Here is a 16708-nt window from a genome sequence, read left to right on the forward strand (position 1 = left end):
CGTCTGAGCGCTTGCGGGCCGACGGTGTCCCGCTCCGACCGCAGGCACGACAGCACAGGAGCACCATGCGCACGATCAACGATCGCTCGAACGGAGCCTTCACCTCGCGGGACCTCGGCCTGCCAGCGGCCGAGGGGCTCTACGACCCGCGGCACGAGCGCGATTCGTGCGGCCTGGCGATGGTCGCGACGACCCGTGGGACGGCGGGCCACGACATCGTCGCGCTGGCGCTGGACGCGCTGCGCAACCTCGAGCACCGCGGCGCGGTCGGCTCGGATGCGGGCACCGGCGATGGCGCGGGCATCCTGACGCAGATGCCCGACGGCTTCCTGCGGGCAGTGGTGGACTTCGAGCTGCCGCAGCCGGGCGCCTACGCCGCGGGCCTCGCGTACCTGCCCCTCGACGACGCGGAGCGGGAGCGCGTCAAGGAGCGCATCTGGGAGCTCGCGGGCCAGGAGCGCCTGCGCGTGCTGGGCTGGCGCGAGGTGCCGACGGCGCCGGATGCGCTCGGCAAGCTCGCCCGCGCGGCGATGCCCGCCATCCACCAGCTCTTCGTGACCGGCGCCAACGGCCCGACGAAGGGCATCGAGCTCGATCGGCTCACCTGGCGGCTGCGCAAGCGCATCGAGCGCGAGCTGGGGGAGTACCTGCCCTCGCTGTCGAGCCGCACCATCACCTACAAGGGCATGGTGACGACGCTCCAGCTGGAGCCGTTCTACCCCGACCTCTCGGACGAGCGCTTCGAGACGAAGCTCGCGATCGTGCACTCGCGCTACTCCACCAACACCTTCCCCTCCTGGCCGCTCGCGCAGCCGTTGCGGATGATCGCCCACAACGGCGAGATCAACACCGTCGAGGGCAACCGCAACTGGATGGCCGCGCGCGAGTCGCAGCTCGCGAGCGAGGTGCTGGGCGACCTGCGCCCGCTGAAGCCGATCGTGACCCCGGGCCTGAGCGACTCCTCGTCGTTCGACGAGGTGCTCGAGCTGCTCACCCTCGCGGGCCGCTCGCTGCCGCACGCGATCATGATGATGGTGCCGCCGGCCTGGGAGAACCAGACCGACATGCCGCAGGATCTGCGCGACTTCGCCGAGTACCACTCGCTGCTCATGGAGCCGTGGGACGGGCCGGCCGCGATCAGCTTCACGGACGGCTCGCTCGTCGGCGCCACCCTCGATCGCAACGGCCTGCGCCCCGGGCGCTGGCTGGAGACCGATGACGGCCTCGTCGTGCTGGCCTCGGAGACCGGCGTGCTGCCGATCGACCCGAGCCGCGTCGTGCGGCGCGGCCGCCTGCAGCCCGGCGTGCTGTTTCTGGTCGACACGGAGGCCGGCCGGGTCGTGCCCGACGAGGAGATCAAGCGCGAGCTCGCGCAGATGGAGCCGTGGGGCGACTGGCTCGACTCCAGCCGCATCCATCTCGCCGACCTGCCCGAGCGCGAGCACGTCGCGCACACCGCCGCATCCGTCACCCGCCGCCAGCGCACCTTCGGGTACACCGAGGAGGAGGTGCGGGTCCTCATCGCGCCGATGGCGAAGAACGGCGCCGAGCCGCTCGGCGCCATGGGCTCCGACACCCCCGTCGCTGTGCTGGCGGAGCGCCCGCGGCTGCTGTTCGACTACTTCACCCAGGCTTTCGCGCAGGTGACCAACCCGCCGCTCGACTCGCTGCGGGAATCCATCGTCACGAGCATGACGATGGGCCTGGGCCCGGTCCGCAACCTGCTGACCGCCACGCCCTCGCACGCGAGCCAGATCATCCTCGACTTCCCGGTGATCGACAACGATGCGCTGGCGAAGATCCGCTCGATCGACCGCACGCCGGGCTCGCGTCGCACCGTGGTCGTGAAGGGGCTGTACCGCGTCGACGACGGGCCGGAGGCGATGGAGCAGCGGCTCGACGCGATGTGCCGCGAGGTCGACGAGGCGATCGTCGATGGCGCGCAGTACGTGATCCTGTCGGATCGCGACTCCACCGACCAGCTGGCGCCGATCCCGACGCTGCTGATGACGAGCGCGGTGCACCACCACCTCATCAAGGCGTCGACCCGGATGCGGGTCGGCATCGTGGTGGAGGCCGGCGACGTGCGCGAGGTGCACCACGTGGCGCTGCTGATCGGCTACGGCGCGAGCGCGGTCAACCCGTACCTCGCGATGGAGACCGCCGAGCAGCTCGCGCTCTCCGGCCAGCTGGGTGCCGACGTCGACACGGCCGTGCGCAACCTCATCACCGCCCTCGGCAAGGGCGTGACGAAGATCATGTCGAAGATGGGCATCTCCACCGTCGGCTCCTACGGCGGCGCGCAGGCCTTCGAGGCCGTCGGCCTGTCGCAGGAGCTCGTCGACCGCTACTTCACCGGCACCCACTCGCCGCTGGGCGGCGTGGGCCTGGACGTGATCGCCGAGGAGAACCGGATGCGGCACCGCTGCGCGTACCCGGATGAGCGAGCGGCGCTCGCGCACGAGCGGCTGCAGACCGGCGGCGAGTACCAGTGGCGACGCGACGGCGCACCGCACCTGTTCAATCCCGAGACCGTGTTCAAGCTGCAGCACGCGACCCGCACCGGCCGCTATGAGGTCTTCGAGGACTACACCCGGCTGGTCGACGACCAGGCTGCGCAGCTGCAGACGCTGCGGGGGCTGATGCGACTGCGCACCGACGCGGTGGAGCCCATCCCCGTCGACGAGGTGGAGCCGGTCTCCGAGATCGTCAAGCGCTTCTCGACCGGCGCGATGAGCTACGGCTCGATCTCGCAGGAGGCGCACGAGACGCTCGCGATCGCGATGAACCGGCTGGGCGGCAAGTCCAACACCGGCGAGGGCGGCGAGGATGTCGACCGGCTGCTCGATCCCGAGCGGCGCAGCGCCATCAAGCAGGTCGCATCCGGGCGCTTCGGCGTCACGAGCATGTACCTCACGCATGCCGACGACATCCAGATCAAGATGGCGCAGGGCGCCAAGCCCGGCGAGGGCGGGCAGCTGCCGCCGGGGAAGGTCTACCCGTGGGTCGCGCGCACGCGGCACGCGACCGCCGGCGTCGGCCTCATCTCGCCGCCGCCGCACCACGACATCTACTCGATCGAGGATCTCAAGCAGCTGATCTTCGATCTCAAGCGGGCCAACACCGCCGCGCGCGTGCACGTCAAGCTCGTCTCGCAGTCGGGCATCGGCGCGGTCGCGGCCGGCGTGGCGAAGGCGAAGGCCGACGTGGTGCTCGTCTCCGGCCATGACGGGGGCACGGGCGCGAGCCCGCTGAACTCGCTCAAGCACGCGGGCACGCCGTGGGAGATCGGCCTCGCCGAGACCCAGCACACGCTGATGGTGAACGGGCTGCGCGAGCGGGTGAGCGTGCAGGTCGACGGCCAGCTGAAAACCGGCCGCGACGTCATCATCGGTGCACTGCTGGGCGCAGAGGAGTTCGGCTTCGCGACGGCACCGCTGGTCGTCTCCGGCTGCATCATGATGCGCGTGTGCCACCTCGACACCTGCCCGGTCGGGGTCGCGACGCAGAACCCGGTGCTGCGACAGCGCTTCACGGGCAAGCCCGAGTTCGTCGTGCAGTTCTTCGAGTTCCTGGCGCAGCAGGTGCGCGAGCAGCTCGCGCAGCTCGGGCTGCGCTCGCTCGACGAGGCGATCGGCCGCTCCGACCTGCTCGACATCGACCCGGCCATCCAGCACTGGAAGGCCGAGGGGCTCGACCTCACACCCGTGCTCACGCGACCGACGAGCGCCCAGGGCGCGCCGCGTCGCACGACCGACCAGGACCACGAGCTCGAGCAGCAGCTCGACACGCGGCTGCTGCCCGACCTCGAGCGGGCGCTCGACGCGGGCGAGCGCCTGGTGCTCGACATGGAGATCGCGAACACCGATCGCGCGGTCGGCACCATGCTCGGCAACGCCATCACGCGCCGCGCCGGCGAGGCAGGGCTCGAACCCGGCACGATCGACCTCACGCTCCGCGGCTCCGCGGGTCAGTCGCTCGGCGCCTTCGTGCCCCGCGGCATCGCGCTGCGCCTGCATGGCGACGCCAACGACTACGTGGGCAAGGGGCTCTCCGGCGGGCTCATCACCGTGCGGCCGCCCACGGGCGCCGCGCTCGTGGCCGAGCACAACGTCATCGCCGGCAACGTGATCGGCTACGGCGCCACGAGCGGCGAGCTCTACCTGCGCGGCGTCGTGGGCGAGCGCTTCCTGGTGCGCAACTCTGGCGCGACCGCCGTGTGCGAGGGCGTCGGCGACCACGCGCTCGAGTACATGACCGGCGGCATCGCCGTAATCCTCGGCGACACCGGCCGCAACATCGGCGCCGGCATGTCCGGCGGCTGCGCCTACATCCTCGACCTCGACCCGCTGCTGCTCAACCAGGACTCCTTCCACCAGGGGGAGCTGCGCATCGACCGGCTCAGCGACGAGGACACGATCGAGCTGCGCGCGATCCTCGAGCGCCATCGGGAGCTGACCGGTTCGGTCGTCGCCGAGCGGCTGCTCGCCGGGGACCTCTCGCGCGTCTCGAAGCTCGTGCCGCGCGACTGGGCGATGGTGCGCGACATCCGTCTCGACGCCGAGCAGCAGGGCGTCGATCCCGACTCCGACAACATCTGGCGCAAGATCCTGGAGGTGACCGGTGGCTGATCCGCGTGGATTCCTGAAGGTGACGGAGCGCGAGCTCCCGAAGAAGCGACCGGTGCCCGTGCGCATCCTCGACTGGCGCGAGATCGGCGAGCCGGGGGACTCGGCCGTGCTCAAGCGGCAGGCGGGTCGCTGCATGGACTGCGGCGTGCCGTTCTGCCACCAGGGATGCCCGCTCGGCAACCTGATCCCGGAGTGGAACGACCTCACCTGGCGCGGCGAGGGTCGCGCCGCGAGCGACCGGCTGCACGCGACCAACAACTTCCCTGAGCTCACCGGCCGGCTGTGCCCGGCGCCGTGCGAATCCTCCTGCGTGCTCGGCATCAACCAGCCGGCCGTGACGATCAAGTCGATCGAGCAGGCGATCGCCGATGATGCCTTCGCGCACGGGTGGACCGAGCCGAATCCGCCGGCACGCCTGACCGGCAAGACCGTCGCGGTGGTCGGCTCCGGTCCCGCGGGCCTGGCGGCGGCGCAGCAGCTCACGCGCGCGGGACACACGGTCGCCGTCTACGAGCGCGATGATCGCATCGGCGGGCTGCTGCGGTACGGCATCCCCGACTTCAAGCTCGAGAAGCACACGATCGACGCCCGACTCGCGCAGATGCAGGCGGAGGGCACGCGCTTCCGCGCCGGCGTGGAGATCGGCCGCGACATCAGCTGGGAGGATCTCTCGCACCGATTCGACGCGGTCGTGGTGGCCACCGGCGCTCCCGTCGCCCGCGAGCTGACGATCCCGGGTCGCGAGCTCGACGGCGTGCACCTGGCGATGGACTACCTCGTGCAGCAGAATCGCGCCGTCGCCGGCACGCAGCCCGCGAACCAGATCACGGCGAAGGGCAAGCACGTCGTGGTGCTCGGCGGTGGCGACACCGGCTCCGACTGCATCGGCACCGCGCACCGCCAGGGAGCCCTCTCGGTCACGAACCTCGCCATCGGCATCCAGCCGCCCTCGGAGCGCCCCGACCACCAGCCGTGGCCGATGCACCCGACGCTGTTCGAGGTGCAGACGAGCCACGAGGAGGGCGGCAACCGCGAGTACCTCGCGTCGACCGTCGAGTTCCTCGCGAACGCCGCAGGCGAGGTGCGGGCGCTGCTCATCGCCGAGACCGAGATCGTCGACGGCGCGCGCCGCCCGAAGCCCGGCACCGAGCGGGAGGTCCCGGCAGACCTCGTGCTGCTGGCCATGGGCTTCACGGGTGCGGACGCCGCGATCGGCGAGGCGCTGCAGCTCGCCTTCGAGCGCGGCCTGCCCCAGCGGCGCGATGACTTCTCCACCGACCGGCCCGGCGTGTTCGTCGCCGGGGACGCCGGCCGTGGCGCATCGCTCATCGTGTGGGCGATCGCCGAGGGCCGTGCGGCCGCGGCCGCCGTGGATGCATACCTCGAGGGGTCGAGCGAGCTGCCCGCACCTGTGCGGGCGAGCGATCGCCCCTTCGCCGCCTGATGCAGCTGCCCGTGCCAGTCGCGGGCAACAGTGACAGGATGGAACCGTTCGTGCCGATCCCACCCAGGCGGCGCGATGACGAAAGCGAGTGACTTGTGAGAAGAGCCAAGATCGTCGCGACGTGGGGGCCGGCCCTCGCCGGCTACGAGAACACGAAGGCCGCGATCGCGGCCGGTGTGAACGTCGCGCGCATGAACCTCAGCCACGGAGACCGAAGCGTGCACGAGGAGGTGTACGCCAACATCAGGCGCGCCTCCGACGAGCTGCAGATGCCCGTCGGCATCCTGGTCGACCTGCAGGGCCCGAAGATCCGTCTGGGCAAGATCCCCGGCGGACCGTTCGACCTCGCGCAGGGCGATCGCTTCACGATCACCACCGACGACATCGAGGGTGACGGGCAGCGCGCCGGCACGACGTTCGCGGGCCTGCCCGCCGACGTGCAGCCGGGCGATCCGCTGCTGATCGATGACGGACGCATCAGCCTGCGCGCGGTCGAGGTCACCGAGACCGACGTGATCACCGAGGTGGTCGTGGGCGGCGCGGTGAGCTCCAACAAGGGCATCAACCTGCCCGGCGTGGCCGTCAACGTGCCCGCGCTGAGCGAGAAGGACGAGTCCGACCTGCGCTGGGCGCTGGATCTGGGCGCCGACATCATCGCGCTGTCGTTCGTGCGCGACGCCAAGGACATCGAGCGCGTGCACGAGATCATGGCGGAGGAGGGCAGGAAGCTGCCCGTCGTCGCGAAGATCGAAAAGCCGCAGGCGGTCGAGAACCTCGCCGACATCATCGATGCGTTCGACGCCATCATGGTCGCCCGCGGCGACCTCGGCGTGGAGCTGCCGCTCGAGCAGGTGCCGCTGGTGCAGAAGCGCGCGGTCGAGATGGCCCGGCGCTGGGCGAAGCCCGTGATCGTCGCCACGCAGGTGCTCGAGTCGATGATCGACAGCCCGCGCCCCACCCGCGCGGAGGCGAGCGACTGCGCCAACGCCATCCTGGACGGTGCGGATGCGGTCATGCTCTCGGGCGAGACGAGCGTCGGCAAGCACGCCGTCACGACCATCGAGACGATGGCGCGCATCATCGAGGTCGCGGAGGAAGAGGGTCTCGGGCGCATCGCACCGCTCGGCACCAAGCCGCGAACGCAGGGCGGCGCGATCACCCTGGCAGCGCTGGAGGTCGCCGAGTTCGTCGAGGCGAAGGCGATCGTCGTCTTCACCGAGTCGGGCGACTCCGCGCGCCGCATGTCGCGGCTGCGGCCGGCCATGCCGATGTTCGGCTTCACGCCGGATCCGGAGATCGAGTGCCGCATGCAGCTCATCTGGGGCATGCACACGCACCTGGTCGACCGCGTCACGCACACCGACGACATGATCGCGCAGGTCGACGGCATCCTGATCGGCAAGCAGATGGCGGCGCCGGGGGACAAGGTGGTCGTCATCTCCGGCATGCCGCCCGGCATCTCCGGCTCCACGAACGACTTGCGCGTGCACCGCGTGGGCGACGTGCAGGCGGAGGCGGCGCCGGCGTATCACGGCAAGCGCCGCATCGAGGTCGTCCACTCGGTCCCGTCGCCCGACGAGGACTGACGACCGCTCGTCGGTCGAGGAGCGTGCCTGCGCACCCGGTGCCCGTCACGAGACCAGCGGCCCGTCCCGATCGGGGCGGGCCGCACTCGCGTGCCGGTGGTGGGACTCGAACCCACAATCCTTGCGGAAGCGCAGTTTGAGTGCGCCGCGTATGCCAATTCCGCCACACCGGCCGACGGGACGGAAGGCGTGCCCGCGACGAAGACTAGGCTAGTCGACATGACCGACGACCTCTTCGCCGAGCCGCAGCTCGACACCGCTGACGCTGGTGACGCTCCCGCATCCGCCGCCCGCACCGTCCTCGTCGCCGAGGACGAGTCGCTGATCCGGCTCGACATCGTCGAGACGCTCCAGGCGGCCGGCTACCGGGTCGTGGGGGAGGCGGGCGACGGTGAGCGTGCCGTCGAGCTCGCCACCGAGCTCCGACCGGATCTGATCGTGATGGATGTGAAGATGCCGAAGATGGACGGCATCAGCGCCGCCGAGAAGATCGGTGCCGCGAAGATCGCGCCGGTCGTGCTGCTCACGGCCTTCAGCCAGAAGGAGCTCGTGGAGCGCGCGAGCGAGGCGGGCGCGCTCGCCTACGTCGTCAAGCCGTTCACCCAGAACGACCTGCTGCCCGCGATCGAGATCGCGCTGGCCCGCTGGGACCAGATCCGCACGCTCGAGTCCGAGGTCGCCGATCTCGCCGACCGCTTCGAGACCCGCAAGGTCGTCGACCGGGCGAAGGGCCTGCTCAACCAGCGCATGGGGCTCTCGGAGCCCGAGGCCTTCCGCTGGATCCAGAAGGCGTCGATGGATCGCCGCCTCACCATGGCCGAGGTCGCCCACGCCGTCATCGAGCAGCTGGACCCCAAGAAGAAGTAGCAGCCCGCCCGCGCCGCCCTCTCGCGCGCCCGCCAACCCGCCACCAGCGGCGCGTGTCAGGTTGTTGTCCTCGATCGGCCCCGGAACAGCAACAAGCTGACACGCGGCCGCGTGCGGGTGCGTGCGGCGGGCGCTGGTCAGCGGGACTTGATGAAGTTCGTGATGCGCAGCGTCGACGCGCGCCTGCCCTCGTCGTCGGTGCAGACGATCTCGTGCACCGTCATCGAGCGGCCTAGGTGCACGGCGCGGCACTCGGCCGTCACCCATCCGCTCGTGATCGAGCGCGTGTGCGTGGCGTTGATGTCGGTGCCGACGGCGTAGCGCTCCTCACCGGCGTGGATGTTCGCGCTGATCGAGCCGAGCGTCTCGGCGATCACGCAGTACGCGCCGCCATGCACGAACCCGACCGGCTGGGTATTGCCCTCGGCAGGCATCCGCGCGATCGAGTGCTCCGCCGAGAGCTGCAGGAACTCGATGCCCATGCGCTCGGCGAGCTGCCCTCCGGGCTTGCCGTCGCGGCGCTCGATCAGGGCCTTCGTGGCCGCATCTGGCTCGCTCGGCAGGTGCACGGGACTCCGCTCGGTGGGGGCTGTCGGCGGCCGGGGCTAGGCTGGCTGCCGTGTCGGACACGAAGCCTACCCTCATGGTCATCGACGGCCATTCGCTCGCATTCCGGGCGTTCTTCGCCCTGCCGCTGGAGAATTTCGTCAACTCCGAAGGCCAGCACACGAACGCCATCCACGGGTTCCTGTCGATGCTCCTGAAGCTGCTGCAGGACCACAAGCCCACCCACCTCGCGGTGGCGTTCGACATCTCCCGGTTCTCGTTCCGCACCCGCGAGTACCCGGAGTACAAGGGCACGCGCGACGAGACGCCCAAGGAGTTCAAGGGGCAGGTGCCGCTGCTCGAGGAGGCGCTGCACGCGATGGGCGTGCGCACCATCTCGAAGGAGGACTACGAGGCCGACGACATCCTCGCCACCCTCTCGGTCGAGGGGCCGAAGGCGGGCATGGACGTCTTCGTCGTCTCCGGCGACCGCGACACGATCCAGCTCGTGAACGAGCACGTGACGCTGCTGTACCCGGCGGTGCGCGGCGTCTCCGAGCTCAAGCACTATACGCCGGAGACCGTGCGGGAGCGCTACGGGATCGAGCCCGAGCAGTACCCCGAGATCGCCGCCCTCGTGGGCGAGACGAGCGACAACCTCACCGGCATCGACAAGGTGGGCGAGAAGACGGCGGTGAAGTGGATCACGCAGTACGGCACCGTCGCCAACCTGCTCGAGCACGCCGACGAGATCAAGGGCGTGGTCGGCAACAACCTGCGCGAGCAGCGCGAGCGCGCCGAGCGCAACCGGCGCCTGAACCGCCTGCTGACGGATGTCGACCTGGGCGTGGCGCCGGCAGAGCTGGAGCGCGGGCCGGTGGACGAGGCGGCGCTGCGCGAGGTGTTCCAGCGGCTGCAGTTCCGCACGCTGCTCGACCGCGTGCTGAAGCTGGAGGGCTCCGGCGTCGCCGCCGCGACGCTCGAGCCGCAGGTGCAGGCTCCGGCGGTGCAGAAGCTGGTCGACGAGGAGCTCGACCTGTGGCTGTCGCGGGCGAAGGGCACGGTCGCCGTGTCGATCGCGCCGGACGGCGCAGGGGGCATCAGCGGCTTCGGCGTCGCGACCCAGGGCGCGAGCGCCTACGTTCCCTACAAGCCGGGCACGGGGGACTACGTCGGCTTCACCGAGTGGCTCGCGTCCGACGCGCCGAAGGCGCTGCACGACGTGAAGGCCTCGACGAAGGTGCTCGCGCATGCCGGGCTCGCGCTCGGCGGCGCCGTGCACGACACCCGCGTCGCCGCCTGGCTCACCACACCGACGGCGCCGCCCAAGACCTTCGAGCTCGACTGGCAGACCGAGGCGCTGCTGGGCGCCACCCTGCCAGCGCCGAACCCCAACCAGCTGATCCCGGAGATCGAGCCGGAGGAGCTCGGCACGGTCGCATGGCTCACGGGGGAGCTCTCGCGGGCGCAGCGGCCGCGCATCGACGCGGGCACGCTGGGCGTGCTCGACGACATCGAGCTGCCGCTCATGCCCGCGCTCGTGCGGATGGAGCAGCAGGGCGTGCAGATGGACGCCGGCGTGCTGCAGCGCATCCACGACCAGATGCGCGAGCGCGCGGCCGGCCACGCCGAGGCCGCCTACGCCGAGATCGGTCACGAGGTGAACCTCGGCAGCCCGAAGCAGCTGCAGACCGTGCTCTTCGACGAGCTCGACATGCCGAAGACGCGCGCGACGAAGACCGGCTACTCGACCGACGCGCAGTCGCTCGCCGATCTGCAGGAGACCAACCCGCACCCGTTCCTGGGCCTGCTGCTGCAGCACCGCGAGACCACGAAGCTCGCGCAGATCATCGAGACGCTGCTGAAGGCGATCCAGGACGACGGCCGCATCCGCACCCGCTACGACCAGACCGGCTCGGCATCCGGTCGGCTCTCGTCGAACGACCCGAACCTGCAGAACATCCCGGTGCGCACCGAGGTGAGCCGCGAGATCCGCTCGGCCTTCGTCCACGGCGCCGAGTTCGAGACGCTGCTGACCGCCGACTACTCCCAGATCGAGATGCGCATCATGGCGCACCTCTCCGGCGATGAGGGCCTCATCGAGGCGTTCCTGTCGGGGGAGGACCTGCACCGCTTCGTCGGCAGCCGCATCTTCGGCGTCGAGCCGAGCGAGGTGACGGCGCTGCAGCGCGTGAAGGTCAAGGCGATGAGCTACGGCCTGGCCTACGGCTTGAGCGCGTTCGGGCTCTCCAAGCAGCTGCGCATCACGCAGGCCGAGGCGAAGCAGCTCATGCTCGAGTACTTCGAGCGCTTCGGCGGCATCCGCGACTACCTGCGCGGCGTCGTCATGCAGGCGAAGGACGACGGCTACACGACCACGATCTTCGGTCGTCGCCGCCCGTTCCCCGACCTCACCTCCTCCAACCGGGTGCTGCGCGAGAACGCCGAGCGGCAGGCGCTCAACTCGCCCATCCAGGGCTCGGCCGCCGACATCATCAAGCGGGCCATGATCGCCATCGACCGCCGCATCATCGACGAGGGCCTCGGCTCGCGGATGCTGTTGCAGGTGCACGACGAGCTGGTCTTCGAGGTCGCCGGCGGCGAGCGGGAGACGCTCGAGGCGATCGTGCGCGAGGAGATGGGCGGTGCCGCCGAGCTGTCCGTGCCGCTCGAGGTGCAGGTCGGTGTCGGCGCGAACTGGGATGCCGCGGCCCACTAGCAGCCGCGCTCAGGCACGCGGCATCTAGGCTGGAGGGATGACTGCTGACGCGCTCCACTACGGCCTGTTCATCCCGCAGGGCTGGCGACTCGACCTGGTGGGCATCGATCCCGCCGAGCAGTGGCAGCGGATGCTGCAGGTCGCGCAGGCCGCCGACGCCGGCGCATGGGACTCGGTGTGGGTCTACGACCACTTCCACACCACGCCACAGCCGACGCAGGAGGCCACGCATGAGGCGTGGACCCTCATGGCGGCGCTGGCGGCGACGACGGATCGCGTGCGGCTCGGCCAGATGTGCACGTGCATGGGCTATCGCAACCCCGCCTACCTGGCGAAGGTCGCGGCGACGGTCGACGTGATCTCCGGCGGCCGCGTCGAGTTCGGCATCGGCGCCGGCTGGTACGAGCACGAGTGGCGCGCCTACGGCTACGGCTTCCCGGGCGTGGGCGAGCGCATCTCCGCACTGCGCGACGGCGTGCAGCTCATCCAGCGTCTGTGGGCCGACGGCGAGGCGTCGATCGAGTCGGAGACCTTCACGATCGACGGTGCGATCTGCCAGCCGCAGCCGCTGCAGGCCGGCCGCGACGGCAAGCCGCGCATCCCCACGTGGATCGCCGGCGGCGGCGAGAAGCGCACGCTGCGCTACGCGGCGAAGTGGGCGGATGCCACGAACTTCGGCGGCAGCCCCGAGCAGTTCGCGCGCAAGCGCGACATCCTGCACCAGCACCTCGAGCGCGAGGGCAGGGATGCGGCGGAGGTGCGGCTGACCTCCAACCTCAACATCATCGTGCGAGAGACCGAGGCGGAAGCGCAGCGAGTCGTCGACGCCGTGCAGGCGCGGGCGGACTCCGCGATGCCCGCCGAGCACGCGGGCACGGGCTTCTCGAGCAAGGGCGCGGTCGTCGGCACGCCGCAGCAGGTGCTCGACCACGTCGGTGCGCTGCGCGAGGCGGGCCTGGGAACGCTCATCGTCTACATGCCGGAGCTCGCCTACGACCGCACCGGCATGGAGCTGTTCGAGCGCGAGGTCATGCCCGCGCTCGCGTGAGCCCGTGCGGGCGGGCGCGCGCGACCTGGGAATGCGGCAGGCGCCGGCGGCCGTAGGCTGGAGGGCATGACAGACGAGAACGTCGGCGCATCGTCGCGCCCCCAGACCGACATCGACCGCATCGCGGAGGACTACGTGCACCGCAGCGCGGCGCTCAACCCCGAGATCAACGTCTACGTCGGCCTCGAAGGAGACAAGGCCGGCTACGGCGACTACTCGCCAGCCGGGCGCCAGCAGGCGACCGAGCTCGCGCGGGATGCGCTCGGCAAGCTCGCGGCAGCGGAGCCGGTCGATGACATCGACTGGGTCACGAAGACCGACCTCGCGCGCGAGCTGCAGCTCGAGATCGACATCGAGGCCGCGGGCTGGAACGATCGCGACCTCAACAACCTCGCGAGCCCCGCGAGCGGCATCCGCGACATCTTCGACCTGATGCCGACAGCGGCCGACGACGACTGGGACGCCATCGCGCAGCGCATGCGCAACGTGCCGGACGCCTTCGAGGGCTACATCGCGTCGCTGCGCGCCGGCATCGCGAACGGCAACACACCCGCAGCGCGGCAGATCGACAACGTGCTGGCCCAGTTCGAGGACTACGGGCCCGGCATCGGCTTCTTCCACGACTTCGCCGCGCGCGCCAAGGCGGGCGAGGCCGACCTGCCCGAGTCGCTGCAGCGCGATCTCGCGAAGGCAGCGGGCGAGGCCACGGAGGCGCACGAGCGCTTCGCCACCTTCCTGCGCGACGAGCTGGCGGCCGCGGCCAACCCCGTGGACGCCGTCGGGCGCGAGTTCTACTCGCTCATGTCGCGACGCTTCCTCGGCGCCGAGGTCGACCTGGACGAGACCTACGCATGGGGCATCGAGGAGCTCGACCGCATGCGCAGCGAGCAGGAGGCGATCGCGCAGGAGATCAAGCCCGGCGCGACCGTGCAGGAGGCGATCGAGCACCTCGACGGTGACGAGAGCCGCAAGCTGCACGGCACCGACGCGCTCAAGGCCTGGATGCAGCGCACGAGCGACCAGGCCGTCGAGGAGCTCGGCCGCACGCACTTCGACATCGCCGAGCCCATCAAGGCGCTCGAGTGCATGATCGCGCCCACCGAGACCGGCGGCATCTACTACACCGGCCCCGCCGACGACTTCTCGCGCCCGGGCCGCATGTGGTGGTCGGTGCCGAAGGGTGTCACGGAGTTCGACACCTGGCGCGAGCTCACCACCGTTTACCACGAGGGCGTCCCCGGCCATCACCTGCAGATCGCCCAGCAGACCTACAACCGCGGCGAGCTCAACCTGTGGCGTCGCGCCTTCGCCGGCACCAGCGGCCACGCGGAGGGCTGGGCGCTCTACGCGGAGCGGCTGATGGAGTCGCTCGGCTACCTCGACGACCCGGCCGACCGGCTCGGGATGCTGGATGGCCAGCGCATGCGCGCGGCGCGCGTCGTGCTCGACATCGGCGTGCACCTCGGCAAGCCGCGCCTGGACGGCACCGGCGAGTGGGACTTCGACTACGCCTTCGACTTCATGCGGCAGAACGTCAACATGAACGAGCCCTTCGTGCGCTTCGAGGTCAACCGCTACTTCGGCTGGCCGGGTCAGGCGCCCTCGTACAAGATCGGCCAGCGCATCTTTGAGCAGATCCGCGATGCTGCGCAGGACGCCGAGGGCGACGCCTTCGACCTCAAGCGCTTCCACATGCGCGTGCTGAACATCGGCGGCGTCGGCCTGGACACGCTGCGCCAGGCGGTGCTGCGTGGTGGCGCCTAGCGTGACCGCGTGACCGCCGTCGAGGCGGCAGCCGAGCAGCGCGAGCCCGTCGAGCACTTCGACCAGCTCGCGCTGCTCGAGGTCGCGGCGCTGGGGGCCCATGCGGGGGAGCCGATCGCGGTGTGCGATCGCGCCCGCGCCGAGGCGCAGCGGCTCATCGCCGCGGAGCCGCCGATCGAGGCCCCGCCGACCGGCTTCCGGGCGCTCCTGCACGGCCGTCGCGCCGAGCGCGAGCAGGAGGCGCGGCTCGACGCCTGGCACGACGCACTCGACGCGCTCGAGGCCGAGACGGAGGCTGCCATCGGCCGCTGGCGCTCGTCGACCGATCCGGCGCTGCTCGCCGTCGCGACCGCAGACCGGGACGCCGCCATCCGTTCGCTCGTCGAGCGCGGCCTGTTCGACGCCGCACTCGGTGCGTCGATGTGCGCCGAGCCGCTGGGCACGATGCTCGTCCGATCGGCGCTCGCGCACGACTGAGCCTCGGTTGTCGGCAGTCTCAGCCCGGTGTAGGCTTGCTGGGTCACTCGTGTGGTGACCACACCAATCCGAATCGCTGGATGCGCATCCGTATGCCCTCCGGCCCGACGTCCCCCATCAAAGGCAACTTGAACTCTATGACCACTGCAACGACCACGGCTCCCAAGCAGGTCGCTGTGAACGACATCGGCTCCGCCGACGACTTCATGGCCGCCGTTGAGAAGACCCTGAAGTTCTTCAATGACGGCGACCTCATCGAGGGCACCGTCGTCAAGATCGACCGCGACGAGGTCCTCCTTGACGTCGGCTACAAGACCGAGGGCGTCATCCCCTCGCGCGAGCTGTCCATCAAGCACGACGTCGACCCCACCGAGGTGGTCGAGGTCGGCGACACCGTCGAGGCCCTCGTGCTCCAGAAGGAGGACAAGGAGGGTCGGCTGATCCTCTCCAAGAAGCGTGCGCAGTACGAGCGCGCCTGGGGAGACGTCGAGCGCATCAAGGAGGACGACGGCGTCGTCACCGGCACGGTCATCGAGGTCGTCAAGGGTGGCCTCATCGTGGACATCGGCCTGCGCGGCTTCCTGCCCGCGTCGCTCATCGAGCTGCGCCGCGTCCGCGACCTCACGCCGTACCTCGGCCAGGAGATCGAGGCGAAGATCCTCGAGCTCGACAAGAACCGCAACAACGTGGTGCTCTCGCGTCGCGCGCTCCTCGAGGAGACGCAGTCGGCATCGCGCGGTGCCTTCCTGCAGTCGCTGCAGAAGGGCCAGGTCCGCAAGGGCGTCGTGTCGTCGATCGTCAACTTCGGTGCGTTCGTCGACCTGGGTGGCGTCGACGGTCTCGTCCACGTCTCCGAGCTCTCCTGGAAGCACATCGAGCACGCCTCTGAGGTGGTCGAGGTCGGCCAGGAGGTCACCGTCGAGATCCTCACCGTCGAGCTCGACCGCGAGCGCGTCTCGCTGTCGCTCAAGGCGACGCAGGAGGACCCGTGGCAGATCTTCGCCCGCACCCACGCCATCGGCCAGGTCGCACCGGGCAAGGTCACGAAGCTCGTCACCTTCGGCGCGTTCGTCCGTGTCGCAGACGGCATCGAGGGCCTAGTGCACATCTCGGAGCTGTCGGCCAAGCACGTCGAGACCGCTGACCAGGTCGTCTCGGTCAACGACGAGGTCTTCGTCAAGATCATCGATATCGACCTCGAGCGTCGCCGCATCTCGCTCTCGCTGAAGCAGGCGAACGAGGGCGTCGACCCCGATGGCGCCGACTTCGACCCGGCCCTCTACGGCATGCTCGCCGAATACGACGAGCAGGGCAACTACAAGTTCCCGGAGGGCTTCGACCCCGAGACGAACGAGTGGAAGGAAGGCTACGAGGAGCAGCGCGAGGCCTGGGAGGCCGAGTACGCCGCAGCGCAGACGCGCTGGGAGGCGCACAAGGCGCAGGTCGCATCGGCGCGTGACGCCGAGGTGCTCGGCAACGACGTGCCCTCGAGCGCGCAGTCCTTCGGCGGCGCGACCGAGGAGACGGGCGCCGGCACGCTCGCCGACGACGCCGCGCTCGCCGCGCTGCGCGAGAAGCTCACCGGCTCGTCCGAGTAGGTCTTGCACACTGGAAGCGGGTCGCACC

Annotated in this window: 10 protein-coding genes and 1 tRNA gene; 9 read left to right on the forward strand and 2 right to left on the reverse strand. The window is 70.3% G+C overall.

The features are described 5' to 3' along the window. Window positions 1–65: 65 nt before the first annotated feature. From gltB to pyk, 3 genes are all read left to right on the forward strand, one after another. Complete coding sequence (gene gltB, locus ABG090_RS06360; RefSeq protein WP_347757442.1) at window positions 66–4631, forward strand: glutamate synthase large subunit; 4566 nt, start codon at window positions 66–68, stop codon at window positions 4629–4631. Beyond that, the gene (locus ABG090_RS06365) at window positions 4624–6075 is read left to right on the forward strand and encodes a glutamate synthase subunit beta (RefSeq protein WP_347757444.1); all 1452 of its coding nucleotides are present in this window, start codon (window positions 4624–4626) and stop codon (window positions 6073–6075) included. The genes gltB and ABG090_RS06365 overlap by 8 nt, the downstream gene beginning before the upstream one ends. 95 nt (window positions 6076–6170) lie before the next feature. Beyond that, a complete protein-coding gene (gene pyk, locus ABG090_RS06370; protein WP_347757446.1) occupies window positions 6171–7661 on the forward strand; it encodes a pyruvate kinase in 1491 nt (496 codons plus the stop codon). Window positions 7662–7752: 91 nt separating this feature from the next. On the opposite strand, the gene ABG090_RS06375 is transcribed toward pyk, so the two are convergent. Further along, a tRNA-Leu gene (locus ABG090_RS06375) sits at window positions 7753–7834 on the reverse strand. A 46-nt stretch (window positions 7835–7880) separates the two neighbouring features. Here ABG090_RS06375 and ABG090_RS06380 point away from each other — a divergent pair. Beyond that, window positions 7881–8528, forward strand: coding sequence for a response regulator (locus ABG090_RS06380; RefSeq protein WP_347757448.1), 648 nt, complete (start codon window positions 7881–7883; stop codon window positions 8526–8528). Between the two features lie 137 nt (window positions 8529–8665). Here ABG090_RS06380 and ABG090_RS06385 read toward each other — a convergent pair whose 3' ends face one another. Continuing rightward, window positions 8666–9010 (reverse strand): hotdog fold thioesterase, encoded by a 345-nt coding sequence (locus ABG090_RS06385; protein WP_347757527.1) that lies wholly within the window; start codon window positions 9008–9010, stop codon window positions 8666–8668. A gap of 161 nt (window positions 9011–9171) precedes the next feature. On the opposite strand from ABG090_RS06385, the gene polA reads away from it, so the two are divergent. From polA to rpsA, 5 genes are all read left to right on the forward strand, one after another. Next, window positions 9172–11793 (forward strand): DNA polymerase I, encoded by a 2622-nt coding sequence (gene polA, locus ABG090_RS06390; protein WP_347757529.1) that lies wholly within the window; start codon window positions 9172–9174, stop codon window positions 11791–11793. A 37-nt stretch (window positions 11794–11830) separates the two neighbouring features. Beyond that, complete coding sequence (locus ABG090_RS06395) at window positions 11831–12841, forward strand: LLM class F420-dependent oxidoreductase (protein ID WP_347757449.1); 1011 nt, start codon at window positions 11831–11833, stop codon at window positions 12839–12841. A 66-nt stretch (window positions 12842–12907) separates the two neighbouring features. Continuing rightward, entirely contained in the window at window positions 12908–14605 is a 1698-nt protein-coding gene (locus ABG090_RS06400; protein ID WP_347757451.1) for a DUF885 domain-containing protein, read from the forward strand. A 9-nt stretch (window positions 14606–14614) separates the two neighbouring features. Then, a complete protein-coding gene (locus tag ABG090_RS06405) occupies window positions 14615–15082 on the forward strand; it encodes a hypothetical protein (RefSeq protein ID WP_347757453.1) in 468 nt (155 codons plus the stop codon). 137 nt (window positions 15083–15219) lie between these two features. Then, window positions 15220–16680, forward strand: coding sequence for a 30S ribosomal protein S1 (rpsA, locus tag ABG090_RS06410; protein ID WP_347757454.1), 1461 nt, complete (start codon window positions 15220–15222; stop codon window positions 16678–16680). Window positions 16681–16708: the final 28 nt, after the last annotated feature.

The organism is Agrococcus sp. ProA11 (assembly GCF_039880525.1).
Classification (GTDB): Bacteria; Actinomycetota; Actinomycetes; order Actinomycetales; family Microbacteriaceae; genus Agrococcus; species Agrococcus chionoecetis.